A 13183-nucleotide genomic window follows, 5' to 3' on the forward strand; every position below is an offset into this window, starting at 1 on the left:
TGATGTTTGGTTGCGGGAGCCGGATTTGAACCGACGACCTTCGGGTTATGAGCCCGACGAGCTACCAGACTGCTCCACTTTTTTGATGTTTGGTTGCGGGAGCCGGATTTGAACCGACGACCTTCGGGTTATGAGCCCGACGAGCTACCAGACTGCTCCATCCCGCGTCTGTGTGGCGGCATTCTATAGAGATACGCCGGGGTGTCAACCGTTAATCCTGAAGCAGGTCAAATAAACGTTGAATCGCGGCAAACGGTCGCAGGGATGACCTAAGTTTCGGAATCAGAACGATTTCCGGTTTCGGTCCCGTTGAGCCCCAGGCCTTGTTCCTGCATTCGGCGCTACAAAGCGAGCGCGCACAAAAAAGGCCACTCTTTCGAGTAGCCTTTTTTGATGTTTGGTTGCGGGAGCCGGATTTGAACCGACGACCTTCGGGTTATGAGCCCGACGAGCTACCAGACTGCTCCACCCCGCGACAAAGCTGGGGCGGAAGATTGCCCACAACGTTCAGGTGGGCGATCACACCGCCNCACTCTTTCGAGTAGCCTTTTTTGATGTTTGGTTGCGGGAGCCGGATTTGAACCGACGACCTTCGGGTTATGAGCCCGACGAGCTACCAGACTGCTCCATCCCGCGTCTGTGTGGCTCATTCTATAGAGATGCGCTCGGGTGTCAACCTCAAATTCCGATAAAACCTCTTCCTGTTCAATCGGTTAGCATTCAAAAGGGGCGATCGACAGGTCTGTGAGGCAGGCAGGACAAGGCCTGCGCGTCTATTGAAAGTAATTTTTCGATTGAAAAAATAAATTCACAATCGACTCTTCCTACGAATGGAAAAGAACATTCAGACTACTGGTGCTATATACAGGTGTCGGTGAGATACTGTTTATCCGGCACGCCATGACGCCTTTTCTTTGCCATGAACACGGCTTTGCTATGACTCAACGCAAGATCATCCACGTCGATTGTGACTGCTTCTATGCAGCCATCGAAATGCGCGACGACCCACGCCTCGCCGGTAAACCATTGGCGGTGGGCGGGTCGGCGGACCGGCGCGGGGTGATCGCCACCTGCAATTATGAGGCGCGAGCGTACGGGGTGCGTTCGGCGATGTCCTCCGGGCATGCCTTGAAGCTGTGCCCGGACCTGACCATCGTCAAGCCACGCATGGATGCCTATAGAGAAGCGTCCAGGGAAATCCACACGATTTTTCGCGATTACACCGAGATCATCGAGCCGCTCTCGCTTGATGAGGCGTACCTCGATGTGTCGGACAGCGCGCATTTCGCAGGCAGTGCGACGCGAATCGCCCAGGACATCCGGCGCCGGGTTTCCAACCAGTTGCATATCACCGTGTCGGCGGGTGTGGCGCCGAACAAGTTTCTGGCCAAGATCGCCAGTGACTGGAAAAAGCCCAACGGCCTGTTTGTCATCACCCCGGATCAGGTCGAGGACTTTGTCAGCGGTTTACCCGTGAACAAGTTGCACGGTGTCGGCAAAGTCACCGCCGACAAGCTCGGCAAGCTGGGGATCATCGATTGCCTGCAATTGCGCGAGTGGGACAAGTTGGCGCTGGTGCGTGAATTCGGCAGCTTTGGCGAGCGACTCTGGAGCCTGGCCCGTGGGATCGATGACCGTGTGGTACACAACGATAGTCGTCGTCAGTCGATCAGTGTTGAAAATACCTACGACGTTGACCTGCCGGACCTGAAGAGTTGCCTGGACAAGTTGCCCGAACTGCTGGAGACCCTGGCGGGTCGCATGGCGCGAATCGACAGCAGCTATCGTCCGGGCAAGCCATTCGTCAAAGTGAAGTTTCACGACTTCACCCAGACGACATTGGAGCAGGCCGGGGCAGGGCGGGATCTGGGCAGTTATCAGTTAATGCTGACCCAGGCCTTCAATCGCGGTGGTAAACCGGTGCGGTTGTTGGGTGTCGGCGTGCGGCTGGAGGACTTGCGGGGCGGGTTCGAGCAGATGGAGTTGTTTGAGCGGTAAATTCTGAAAAAAAAAGATCGCAGCCTGCGGCAGCTCCTACAGAAGAACGCGATCTGTTGTAGGAGCTGCCGCAGGCTGCGATCTTTTTTGGCGTTTAGTTCAGCCCCGGATTCGCCACCAGTCGCTCGCCATTGCGGGCCAGTGACTTGAGGAATTCGGCCTGCAATTCTGGATCATTGCGCGTCAGTTCGATCAGGCTCTGTTCCAGTTCGCTGGCTTCTTCTTCAAGACCCAGTTCCGACAGGCGCTTGACCCGGTGGACCCACTGATTGACTTCGTCGCCTTCGAGATCGTCATAAATCAGTCCGTGGGCCTCATAGAGCTTGCTGCGCAAGGTGCTGCTGACGGCTAGCGAGGAGTCAGTGTGTACGTCGTCCTGGGCATCCTCGACACGGATCAGCAGCCGGCTCAGATGATTGATGTCATGTTCGGCGAACGGGTTGTCCAACAGGTTCAGGCGCAACACGCCGTTTTTGTCGGTGGTCAGTTCGAACGTTTCCTTGCCGGCCTTGACCTCGACCGGGCGCTCGCTCCAGGGCAGGCTTGAATATTCCGTGCGTTTGTCGCGCTGGACTTCATCAATACCGGCCAGGTTCTGCTGCGCGCGACCGTGGGACTGTACGTTCATGAACGGGTTGAGCCCGGCAAAACCGTAGCTCAGCCAGTCCTTGGTCACGCTGTCCGGCAGATTGCCGAGGGCGAATACGTTGACCACGTTGGCACCGACACCCGCCACCACGGCCACCGCGCCCAGCGGGATTTCGTAAATCTCCCGCCAGGGTTGGTACGGCGTGTAGCGGTCGTAGTGACGCGTGACTTCGTACTCGGTGACTTCGAAAGTCTTCTGCTCGTGGATTTTCACCCGCCGTTGCGGAAGCTCAAGCACCTTGGGCTCACCGACATCGATCTGCAGGCTGTGATCGAGCAATTTGCGCTCGACCCGTTCCTCGTGCTCGCTGCGTTGTGACATGTGATTGGCACAGCCGCTGACCAGCAGGGCGCCGCACAAGGCGGCGCCACCGAGGCCTAAGGTGTTTCGCTTGAACATGACGTCTCTATATCTGCTATCAGCGGCGGATGCGGGCCTGAAGGAAGGACAGCACGTCGGCGACCGGCAGCGCTTGTGCCTCGGCCTCGGTACGGCTCTTGTATTCCAGGTTGCCTTCGGCCAGGCCGCGGTCGCTGACCACGATCCGGTGTGGAATGCCGATCAGTTCCATGTCTGCGAACTTGATGCCCGGGCTGGTTTTCTTGTCGCGGTCATCCAGCAGCACTTCGAAGCCGGCAGCGGTCAGTTCCGCGTACAGCTTGTCGGTGGCTTCGCGAACTTGCTCGGTCTCGTAGCGCAGCGGCACCAGGGCAATCTGGAATGGTGCGAGGGTGTCGCTCCAGATGATCCCTTTTTCGTCGTTGTTCTGCTCGATGGCAGCCGCCACCACGCGGGACACGCCGATACCGTAGCAGCCCATTTCCAGGGTGACCGGCTTGCCGTTCTCGCCCAGCACTTCGCATTTCATCGCTTTGCTGTACTTGTTGCCCAGCTGGAAGATGTGCCCGACTTCGATGCCGCGCTTGATCTCCAGGGTGCCCTTGCCGTCCGGGCTCGGGTCGCCGGCCACGACGTTGCGCAGGTCGGCAACGGTCGGAACAGGCAGGTCGCGCTCCCAGTTCACGCCGAAGTAGTGTTTGTCATCGATGTTGGCACCGATGCCGAAGTCGCTCATCAGCTCGACCGAACGGTCGATGATGATCGGCAGCGGCAGGTTCAACGGGCCGAGGGAACCGGCACCGGCGCCAATGGCGTCGCGCAGTTCGCTTTCCGAAGCCATGACCAGCGGGCTGGCAACGCCTGGCTGGTTGCCGGCCTTGATTTCGTTCAGCTCATGGTCGCCACGGATGATCAGGGCAATCAGCTTGCCTTTCTCTTCTGCGTGCACCACGAGGGTCTTGATGGTTTTCTCGATCGGCAGGTTGAAGCCTTCGACCAGTTGCGCAATGGTCTTGGCGTTCGGAGTGTCGACCAGGCGCAGTTCTTCGCTCGGTGCGGCGCGGGAAGTTTCGCGAGGCACGGCTTCGGCTTTCTCGATGTTCGCCGCGTAGTCAGAACCGTTGCTGAACACGATGTCGTCTTCACCGGACTCGGCCAGTACGTGGAATTCGTGGGAGCCGGCACCGCCAATGGAGCCGTTGTCGGCTTCTACAGGGCGGAACTTCAGGCCCAGACGGGTGAACACGTTGCAGTAGGCCTGGTGCATGCGGTCATAGGTGACCTGCAGCGAAGGCTGGTCGGCGTGGAACGAGTAGGCGTCCTTCATGATGAATTCGCGACCGCGCATCAAGCCGAAGCGTGGGCGGATTTCGTCACGGAATTTGGTCTGGATCTGGTACAGGTTGATCGGCAGCTGCTTGTAGCTGCTCAATTCGTTACGCATCAGATCGGTGATGACTTCTTCGTGGGTGGGACCGGCGCAGAAGTCGCGACCATGGCGATCCTTGAAGCGCAGCAATTCAGGGCCGTACTCTTCCCAGCGCCCGGATTCCTGCCACAGCTCAGCCGGTTGAGTGCTCGGCATCAACACTTCGAGAGAGCCGGCGGCGTTCATTTCTTCACGAACGACGGCTTCGACCTTGCGCATTACCCGCAAGCCCATCGGCAGCCAGGTGTACAGGCCCGAGGCAAGTTTGCGGATCATGCCGGCGCGCAGCATCAGCTGATGGCTGATCACGACCGCATCGGAAGGCGTTTCTTTCTGTGTGGCGAGCAAAAATTGACTGGTGCGCATGGTTGGCCGTTATCGATTGCTGATGACGAGAAATGACGGAGCATTGTACGGGCGAGATCCGCTGGCGTACAGGCGTGCGGTCGGCGGTGTGGCAGGAGGGCGCGATTCACTCGGCCCTCCGCGATTTTTCCTGCGTAAGGGGCTACGACTCTTCGGCGACCGGGGTCTGCATCGGTTCCGGCGTCGGTGTCGGGCCTTCACGGCGGTTCTCCTGGAACCAGTGCAAGGCGATCAACAGCAGGGTCGGGACGCCTAGCAGGGCGGTGATCAGGAAGAAGTTGTGGTAACCGAATTTTTCCACCATGACCCCGGAGTAGCCGCCGATCAGGCGTGGCAGCAACAGCATGATCGAGCTGAGCAGGGCGTATTGGGTGGCGGAGAACTTGAGGTTGGTCAGGCTCGACAGGTAGGCGACGAACGCCGAGGTCGCCAGGCCCGAGCTGAAGTTGTCCAGGGAGATGGTCAGCACCAGCATGTTCAGGTTGGGGCCCATGTCGGCGAGCATCAGGAACAGGATGTTGGTCGCCGCGGATGCGACACCGCCGATGAACAGGATCGGCAGGATGCCGAAACGCACGATCAACAGGCCGCCCATGCCGGCGCCGACCAGAGTCATGATCAAGCCGAAAATTTTACTGACGCTGGCGATCTGGTCCTTGGTGAAGCCCTGGTCGATGTAGAACACGTTGGCCATCACGCCCATGACCGTATCGGACATCCGATAGGTGGCGATCAAGCCGAGCAGCAGCAGCGCTTGCCAGCGGTATCGCAGGATGAAGTCGTTGACCGGTGTCAACACAGGCGCCAGGCCACGACGGCCCATGGCCGAGAGGCACAGGGCGGTGAGGGTGGTGTAGAGGATTGCGCGCAGGAAGGCGCGGTCCTCCAGCAACAGGTCGAGCAGGCTCACGCCCTGGAACAACACGCTGGCGAAGTCGGTGTTGTAGAGCTGGGTGAACATGGCTGGCACCGAAACCAGCAGCACGATCAGCACAAAGACCGATGCCAATTGATGCGCGAAGCTGTAACGACCGGCCTGCAGTTGTGTGCGCAATGGCACCGGCGGTTCGCGCATGAACAGGCTGGTCAGCAGTGCCGGAACCATCAGGGCACCGAACAGGATGTAAGTGCCGGCCCAGGCCGAGTGCTTGTAGTTGAAGCCGGTGGAGCCAAAGCCTTCGGCGAAGTAGAGCGCGCCTGCGGTAGCCAGCAGCGCAGCGACCCGGTAACCGGACATGTAGCTGGCGGCGAGTGCGGCCTGGCGGTTGTCTTCGGCGATTTCCAGGCGGTAGGCGTCGACCGCGATGTCCTGGGTCGCTGATGCGAAAGCGACGACGACGGCAATGGCGATCAGCCACGACAAATGCTTTTGCGGGTCGCAGAAACCCATCCCGATCAGGCCGAGGATGACCAGTGCCTGAGACAGCACGAGCCAGGATCGTCGTCGACCGAGTTTGCCGAGCAATGGCAGTCGCCATTGGTCGAGCAGGGGTGACCAGACCCATTTGAAGGCATACGCCAGGCCGATCAGGCTTGCATAGCCAATGGTTTCACGCGCCACGCCAGCTTCACGCAGCCAGACTGAAAGTGTCGAAAACACCAGCATGTAGGGCAAGCCGGCGGCGAAACCAAGCAGCAACAGCACGAGTGTCGAGGGGCTGGCATAAGCGGCGAGCGCGGCGCGCCAGGTTTTACGGGGCATGGGCTGGAGTCTGCCTCAAGAAATACGGAAACAAAGCGCGCACTCTAACCGCTGTGCTCTACCGGACGCCAGCCATGGCGCTGAATATCAACACGATTGTTCTGGATACTGATGCCCTCCATGCGTAATCGTGCGCGCTGCTCATCACCCGAAGGACTGCCCGCCGGCAGGCTGATACGCCCGTTTGCACCGAGAACACGGTGCCAGGGCAGCTTGCTGTCGCCGGGCAGTTGACTGAGGGTGCGACCGACCCAGCGGGCGGCGCGACCCAGTCCTGCAAGCTCGGCCAGTTGGCCATAGCTGACGACTTTGCCCTTGGGTACTTGGGCCAGTGTCAGATACAGCGCCGTGCGTCGGATTTGCGCTGCACTCTCGGGGTCTTCGGTTGGATCGGTCACGTCCGTCAGTCCTCGGGGAGATTGCTTTACCCTCTGTAGAGTAATTCCTGCGCAGGAAGTTGAGAAATGAACTCAACAGAAATAGTCGGGTCAGTCCTTGTCATGGCCTTGTTCCTACGGATAATGCCGACTTTTCTCGCAAGCCTGAGCCTGTATTTTGTTTATGTTGTCCAGATCCCTGCTGTGTCTCGCCGTCCTTGGCGCATCCTCTCCCTTGCTCGCCGATACCGTGTGGTTGAAGAACGGTGACAAGCTGAGCGGCAAGATCACGCTGTTCGATGGCGGCAAGCTGCTGATCCAGACCGAGTACGCCGGTGCGGTGACGATCGACTGGAAACAGGTCAAGACCCTGGACAGCGATCAGGAGTTGCTGGTCAAGCAGGATGCCTACACTGGCGAGAAGGCCAAGTCGCTGATAGCGGCGGACGCCGGCAAGGTCACGCTGGCCAACGGCGAGACACCAAAGACGGTCGAACTGGCAAGCATTCAGCAGATTCTCAAGCCAAAACCGGTGGTCGAGGATCTGGTGTGGAAAGGCAACGTCGATGTCGCGCTGGATTATCAACGGGCGGAAAACGACACCGATGACTACGACATCGATTTCAAGACCAGTGCGCGACACGGTCGCTGGCGGCACACCGCTGAAGGTGAATACAACCGTGAGTTCCAGGACGACGTGGTGACCACGGACAACTGGCGGGCCGAGTACTCCATCGACCGATTCCTGACCGAGCAATGGTTCTGGCAGGGACGTCTGGTCTACAAGCGCGACAAGGTCGAGGATCTTTCCCGGCAGCGCACGGTCGGTACCGGTCCCGGCTATCAGTTCTGGGATAACGAACTCGGAGCATTCTCCCTGGGCTCGCTGGTCAACCGCACGGATTATGAGTTTTCCGATGGCAGCAATGAAAATTTCTACGCCCTGGCCATGACGTGGGACTACAACCGCTATCTGGTTGGCAAGCGTGTCGAGTTCTTTACCAATGGCGAGGTTGGCAAACCGCTGTCGGATGTAGCCGACTACGCACTCGATGCCGAGATGGGGTTGCGCTACAAGGTGACTGACTGGGCTTCGCTGAACCTGAAGGCGGAGCGCGACATCATCAGCGGCACCGACGATTCGGATCTGGACAAGACACGCTACACCGCAGGGTTTGGCGTGACCTGGTAGGACGCTAAAAGATCGCAGCCTGCGGCAGCTCCTACAGGGGAGTTATGTTCACCCTGTAGGAGCTGCCGCAGGCTGCGATGTTTTTTACCTATGAAAAATACATAGGCACAAAAAAGCCCCGCTGTTGAGGGCGGGGCTTTTTACTAAAGCAAGTACAAGTTAGATAACTTGAACTTCTTCAGCTTGCATGCCTTTCTGACCGCGGGTAGCGATGAAAGAAACCTGTTGGCCTTCTTTCAGGCTTTTGAAGCCGTCGGATTGGATAGCTTTGAAGTGAACGAACAGGTCGTCACCGGATTGTGGAGTGATGAAGCCGAAGCCTTTTTCATCGTTGAACCACTTAACGGTACCGGTTTGGCGATTAGACATGGTGTAACTCCTTGAACAAAGATAACTGCGACTCAGGAAGAACCCTGGCCGAGACTGAGTGCAAAGAGCAGGAAAAATTCTTGTAGATGGTTGGATCGAAATTCAACATATCGTGTAGAGATTCTCAGTGACACAAGCAGCACAGTGACGCCACCTTAACCCTTTTTCCGGGACGTGCCAATGCTTCTTGCACAGGTTTCTCTGTTTTAAGGATCGGCGGTGTGACGGTTCGTCGCCAGAGCCCGTAATTCCTGCCTGTTCGGCGAGAATTGCACCGCGGACTTTGAACCCGGCGGCGCGCCCGGTAAGATGCCGGACAGAATTTTTCGACCTCGCTATTCAGGACACCCGCCATGAGCATCAAATCGGACAAGTGGATTCGCCGCATGGCGCAGGAACACGGCATGATCGAGCCTTTCGTCGAGCGCCAGATGCGCGGCAGCGACGATAGCCGTGTGATCTCCTACGGCGTGTCGAGCTACGGCTACGATGTGCGTTGCACCAATCATTTCAAGGTGTTCACCAACATCAATTCGGCCATCGTCGACCCGAAGAACTTCGACGCCGGCAGCTTCGTCGATATCCATAGCGACGTGTGCATCATTCCGCCGAACTCGTTCGCCCTGGCCAGCACCGTCGAATATTTCCGCATTCCGCGCAACGTTTTGACCATTTGCCTGGGTAAAAGCACCTACGCGCGCTGCGGCATTATCGTCAACGTCACGCCGCTCGAGCCTGAGTGGGAAGGCCATGTGACCCTGGAGTTCTCCAACACCACCAATCTGCCGGCGAAAATCTACGCGAACGAAGGCGTGGCGCAGATGCTGTTCCTTGAGTCTGACGAAGAGTGTGAAGTGTCCTACAAGGACCGTGGCGGCAAGTATCAGGGCCAGCGTGGCGTGACCCTGCCGCGCACCTGAGTCAACCGTCTGACAAATGTCGGGAATTCCTGAGCGGGCGTACACTCTATGGGGTGTACTGTTCCGATCCGCGCAAGGCGGGTCGGGCCATCGCTCAGGAGTGCCGAATGAAGATCGATCCGCGAATCAGTGCCGAACTGGCAAGGCTTGAACCCAATCAGGTTGGCGTTCTGGCCTGGTCCTTGTTGGCGCACCCGCCCGTCAGCATGGCAGGGGGTATTCCCGGCCAGCCTGATCCTGATACCCCGAATGAGCAGCCTAACGAACCGGGTGAGCCTACGCTGCCGGATGAGCCGCCGCCTGCGCCTGTCGCCTGATTCTCAGTTATTACAGATCAAAAAAATGTGGGAGCGAGCCTGCTCGCGATAGCGGTCGATCAGTCAACTTCAATGCTGGCTGTACCGGCGCTATCGCGAGCAGGCTCGCTCCCACAGGTTTTGCTGTAGTCGTTACTTCAGGTTGCCGCTGAGGAACTGCTTCAACCGCTCGCTTTTCGGATTGCCCAGCACGTCTTCCGGCGCGCCTTCTTCCTCCACCAGGCCCTGGTGCAGAAACAAGACCTGGCTCGACACTTTGCGGGCGAAGCTCATTTCGTGGGTCACCATGATCATGGTCCGGCCTTCTTCGGCCAGGCCCTGGATCACCTTGAGCACTTCACCTACCAGTTCCGGGTCCAGCGCCGAAGTCGGCTCGTCGAACAACATGACCTCGGGCTCCATGGCCAGTGCGCGGGCAATCGCTACCCGTTGTTGCTGACCGCCGGACAGGAAGGCCGGGTATTGGTCAGCCACACGGGAAGCCAGCCCCACCTTGTCGAGGTAGCGCCGGGCGCGATCCTCGGCTTCTTTCCTGTCGCAGCCCAGCACCCGGCGCGGCGCCATGGTGATGTTTTCCAGCACCGTCATGTGGCTCCACAGGTTGAAATGCTGGAACACCATGGCCAGGCGGGTGCGAATCCGCTGCAGCTCATCGGCGTCGGCCACGTGCATGCCCTGGCGATCCTTGATCATGCGGATGTTCTGCCCGTCGAGGCTCATGGCGCCGTCATTGGGTTGTTCCAGGAAGTTGATGCAGCGCAGAAAGGTACTTTTACCCGAGCCGCTGGCGCCGATCAGGCTGATGACGTCGCCGGTCTTGGCCTTGAGCGAAACACCTTTGAGGACCTCATGGTCGCCGTAGCTTTTATGCAGGCCTTCGATGGTCAGTTTGTACATGGGGCGTGCATCCTCAAGGCGAAAGTAGATAGCCGCTGCGATAGGCTTCGGTGCCCGCGACATGGGCGATCACCATGCCGGCAGTGGCCATGCGGCGCAGCGAACGGGCATACATCAGCCCGGCTGTGGCGCAATGAACGGGAGTGACCAGATCGTTGACCGGATCAATGATCTCGGCGATCAGTTGCCCGGCTTCCAGGTACTGGCCCGGTAGCGCGCTGAACACCAGCAGGCCGCCCACCGGTGTGGCCACCGGTTCTACGCCGGCCAGCGGTGTCGCCGGGTAGGGCAGGTCGGGCAGGGGCGCGGTTTCGCCGGCGATCGCGCCGAAATGGATCAGGTAGTCGATCAGTGCCTGGCAATCGCGGCTGGCCAACGGGTGATTGACGTCGCCCTGGCCGCGCAGTTCGACGGTCACTGAAAAGCTGCCCGGCGGAATGTCGAAGTGCTCGCCGAAGCGTTCCTTCAACTGCCACCAGAGCAGGGTGAAGCATTCGTCGAACGACTGACCACCGGAATCGGTTGCCAGCAGGCTGGCTTGGGCGCCGATATAGCGGGCCAGCGGCTCGACCCGCGGCCAGGCATCCGGCGTGGTGTAGAGGTGAGCGACCGCTTCGAAATCGCAATGCAGGTCGAGCACCATGTCGGCGTCGCAGGCCAGTCGTTGCAGGGTCAGGCGCTGGGATTGCAATTGGGTGCCGGCGGTCTGCCGGGCCAGCGCATCGCGCAGGTTGCTGCGGATCAGTTGCAGGTTGTGCTGCGGATCGTCACTGAGCTTGCCTTCGATCGCGTTGCCGACTTCCTCACTGAGGTCGACGAACCAGCGGTTGAAGTTCTGGCCGCTTTCCAGTTCGTAGCGACCCAGCGGCACATCCATCAGTACCTGTTCCAGGCCCACCGGGTTGGCGATGGGCACCAGCACGATTTCGCTGCGCAGGCGACCGGCGGCTTCCAGTTCCGCCAGGCGTTGCTTGAGGTGCCAGGCCACCAGCATGCCGGGCATTTCGTCGGCGTGCAGGGAGGCCTGGATGTAGATCTTGCCGTTGGCCGGTTGGGGGCCGAAGTGAAAACTGTGGATTTGTCGTGCGGTCCCGGGCAGCGGGGCCAGCAGGTCATGTTTCTGGTGGCGCATCTGTTTTTCCTGAAACTGGTTGAGTCCTAGTGGGTCGGCCCGAGGAAGGCCAGCCATCGGCGTTCGGCAAGGCGGAACAGGCCGACCAGCGCAAAAGTGACGGTCAGGTAGATCAGCGCGGCGATGCCGAACGACTGGAAGGTCAGGAAAGTCGCCGAGTTGGCGTCCCGCGCGACTTTCAGGATGTCCGGGATGGTCGCGGTGAAGGCCACGGTGGTCGAGTGCAGCATCAGGATCACTTCGTTGCTGTAGTACGGCAACGAGCGACGCAAGGCCGACGGCATGATCACGTAGGCATACAGCTTCCAGCCGGTCAGGCCGTAAGCCTTGGCCGCTTCGACTTCGCCGTGGTTCATGCTGCGAATGGCCCCGGCGAAAATCTCCGTGGTGTAGGCGCAGGTGTTCAGGGCGAAGGCCAGGATCGTGCAGTTCATCGCATCGCGAAAGAATGCGTCCAGTACGGGCTGGGCCCGAATGGCGGCCAGGCTGTAGATCCCCGTGTAGCAGATCAGCAACTGGATATAGAGCGGCGTGCCGCGGAACAGGTAGGTATAGAACTGCACCGGCCAACGGATGTAGATGCGCGGCGATACACGGGCGATGGACAGCGGGATCGACACGATAAAACCGAAGAAGATCGAAGCGCTGAGCAGCCACATCGTCATGGCCAGGCCGGTGATGTTGTTGCCGTCGCTATAGAGGAAGGGTTTCCAGTATTCCTGCAGAAGTTCGATCATCGTACGGCCTCCCGGGTACCGGCGGAGTAACGACGTTCGAGCCAGCGCAGAATGAAGTTGGATGCGCTGGTGATCAGCAGGTAGATCAGCGCGGCAAGCACCAGGAAGTAAAACAGCTGATAGGTGCTTTTACCGGCGTCCTGGGCAGCCTTGACCAGATCGGCGAGGCCGATGATCGACACCAGGGCCGTGGCCTTGAGCATCACCATCCAGTTATTGCCGATACCCGGCAGGGCATAACGCATCATCTGCGGGAACACCACGATCCAGAAACGCTGGCCGCGCTTGAGGCCATAGGCGGTGGCCGCTTCGACCTGACCCCGTGGGACGGCGAGAATCGCGCCACGGAAGGTTTCAGTGAAATACGCACCATAGATGAAGCCCAGGGTGATGACCCCGGCACTGAACGGGTTGATCTCGATGTATTCCCATTCCATGTAATCGGTAAAAGAGGTCAGCCAGGTTTGCAGGCTGTAGAAGATCAACAGCATCAGGACCAGGTCCGGAACGCCGCGAATGAGTGTGGTGTAGAGTTGGGCAGGCACGCGCATCAGTTTGACTTTTGACAGCTTGGCACTGGCGCCGATCAGCCCGAGCAACACGGCTACCAACAGTGACAACGCCGACAACTTGATCGTCATCCAGGTGCCTTGCATCAGCAGCGGACCGAAGCCCTTGAGGCTGAAGGCAGAGAGCCCCAGATTTTCTAATAGGTTTTCGAACATAAATCAGCAACCTGATCGGATGAAAAAAGCGCCC

13 protein-coding genes and 4 tRNA genes are annotated in these 13183 nt (G+C 59.1%); 4 read left to right on the top strand and 13 right to left on the bottom strand.

Annotated elements, in window-relative coordinates; all coding sequences use genetic code 11:
* Nucleotides 1-7: 7 nt before the first annotated feature.
* From ASD95_RS19730 to ASD95_RS19745, 4 genes are all read right to left on the bottom strand, one after another.
* A tRNA-Met gene (locus tag ASD95_RS19730) sits at nt 8-79 on the bottom strand.
* 11 nt (nt 80-90) lie between these two features.
* A tRNA-Met gene (locus ASD95_RS19735) sits at nt 91-167 on the bottom strand.
* A 231-nt stretch (nt 168-398) separates the two neighbouring features.
* Nucleotides 399-475 (bottom strand) — tRNA-Met (locus tag ASD95_RS19740).
* 84 nt (nt 476-559) lie between these two features.
* Nucleotides 560-636 (bottom strand) — tRNA-Met (locus tag ASD95_RS19745).
* 300 nt (nt 637-936) lie between these two features.
* On the opposite strand from ASD95_RS19745, the gene dinB reads away from it, so the two are divergent.
* Nucleotides 937-1998, top strand: a complete 1062-nt coding sequence (gene dinB / locus ASD95_RS19750) for a DNA polymerase IV (RefSeq protein ID WP_056720894.1) — start codon at nt 937-939, stop codon at nt 1996-1998.
* Between the two features lie 94 nt (nt 1999-2092).
* Here dinB and ASD95_RS19755 read toward each other — a convergent pair whose 3' ends face one another.
* The 4 genes from ASD95_RS19755 to ASD95_RS19770 form a co-directional block, all read right to left on the bottom strand.
* Nucleotides 2093-3046: a hypothetical protein gene (locus ASD95_RS19755; RefSeq protein ID WP_056720892.1), complete on the bottom strand. Its 954-nt coding sequence runs from the start codon at nt 3044-3046 to the stop codon at nt 2093-2095.
* 19 nt (nt 3047-3065) lie between these two features.
* Nucleotides 3066-4781 carry a proline--tRNA ligase gene (locus ASD95_RS19760; RefSeq protein WP_056720889.1) on the bottom strand — a complete coding sequence of 572 codons (1716 nt, stop codon included), beginning with the start codon at nt 4779-4781 and terminating at the stop codon, nt 3066-3068.
* 142 nt (nt 4782-4923) lie between these two features.
* Entirely contained in the window at nt 4924-6483 is a 1560-nt protein-coding gene (locus ASD95_RS19765) for an AmpG family muropeptide MFS transporter (protein WP_056720887.1), read from the bottom strand.
* Between the two features lie 44 nt (nt 6484-6527).
* Entirely contained in the window at nt 6528-6881 is a 354-nt protein-coding gene (locus ASD95_RS19770; protein ID WP_056720885.1) for an MGMT family protein, read from the bottom strand.
* Nucleotides 6882-7044: 163 nt separating this feature from the next.
* Between ASD95_RS19770 and ASD95_RS19775 the strand changes: the two genes are divergently transcribed.
* On the top strand, nt 7045-8052 hold the full coding sequence (locus ASD95_RS19775) for a DUF481 domain-containing protein (protein ID WP_056720883.1): 1008 nt from the start codon (nt 7045-7047) through the stop codon (nt 8050-8052).
* Nucleotides 8053-8211: 159 nt separating this feature from the next.
* Here the strand turns inward: ASD95_RS19775 and ASD95_RS19780 are convergent, their stop codons facing one another.
* Entirely contained in the window at nt 8212-8421 is a 210-nt protein-coding gene (locus ASD95_RS19780; RefSeq protein WP_002554837.1) for a cold-shock protein, read from the bottom strand.
* Nucleotides 8422-8774: 353 nt separating this feature from the next.
* On the opposite strand from ASD95_RS19780, the gene dcd reads away from it, so the two are divergent.
* Nucleotides 8775-9341 carry a dCTP deaminase gene (gene dcd, locus ASD95_RS19785; RefSeq protein WP_007940589.1) on the top strand — a complete coding sequence of 189 codons (567 nt, stop codon included), beginning with the start codon at nt 8775-8777 and terminating at the stop codon, nt 9339-9341.
* A gap of 107 nt (nt 9342-9448) precedes the next feature.
* Nucleotides 9449-9658, top strand: a complete 210-nt coding sequence (locus ASD95_RS19790) for a hypothetical protein (RefSeq protein ID WP_033047523.1) — start codon at nt 9449-9451, stop codon at nt 9656-9658.
* A 132-nt stretch (nt 9659-9790) separates the two neighbouring features.
* On the opposite strand, the gene ASD95_RS19795 is transcribed toward ASD95_RS19790, so the two are convergent.
* From ASD95_RS19795 to ASD95_RS19810, 4 genes are read right to left on the bottom strand one after another with little or no spacing between them, the layout of a single operon-like run.
* Nucleotides 9791-10555: an ABC transporter ATP-binding protein gene (locus ASD95_RS19795; RefSeq protein ID WP_056720881.1), complete on the bottom strand. Its 765-nt coding sequence runs from the start codon at nt 10553-10555 to the stop codon at nt 9791-9793.
* A 13-nt stretch (nt 10556-10568) separates the two neighbouring features.
* Nucleotides 10569-11687, bottom strand: a complete 1119-nt coding sequence (locus ASD95_RS19800; protein ID WP_056720879.1) for a succinylglutamate desuccinylase/aspartoacylase family protein — start codon at nt 11685-11687, stop codon at nt 10569-10571.
* A 26-nt stretch (nt 11688-11713) separates the two neighbouring features.
* Nucleotides 11714-12424, bottom strand: a complete 711-nt coding sequence (locus tag ASD95_RS19805; RefSeq protein WP_056720877.1) for an ABC transporter permease — start codon at nt 12422-12424, stop codon at nt 11714-11716.
* Complete coding sequence (locus tag ASD95_RS19810; protein WP_056720874.1) at nt 12421-13149, bottom strand: ABC transporter permease; 729 nt, start codon at nt 13147-13149, stop codon at nt 12421-12423. The genes ASD95_RS19805 and ASD95_RS19810 overlap by 4 nt, the downstream gene beginning before the upstream one ends.
* Nucleotides 13150-13183 lie beyond the last annotated feature (34 nt).

The sequence above is a fragment of the Pseudomonas sp. Root71 genome, assembly GCF_001429045.1.
Taxonomy (GTDB): Bacteria; Pseudomonadota; Gammaproteobacteria; order Pseudomonadales; family Pseudomonadaceae; genus Aquipseudomonas; species Aquipseudomonas monachiensis.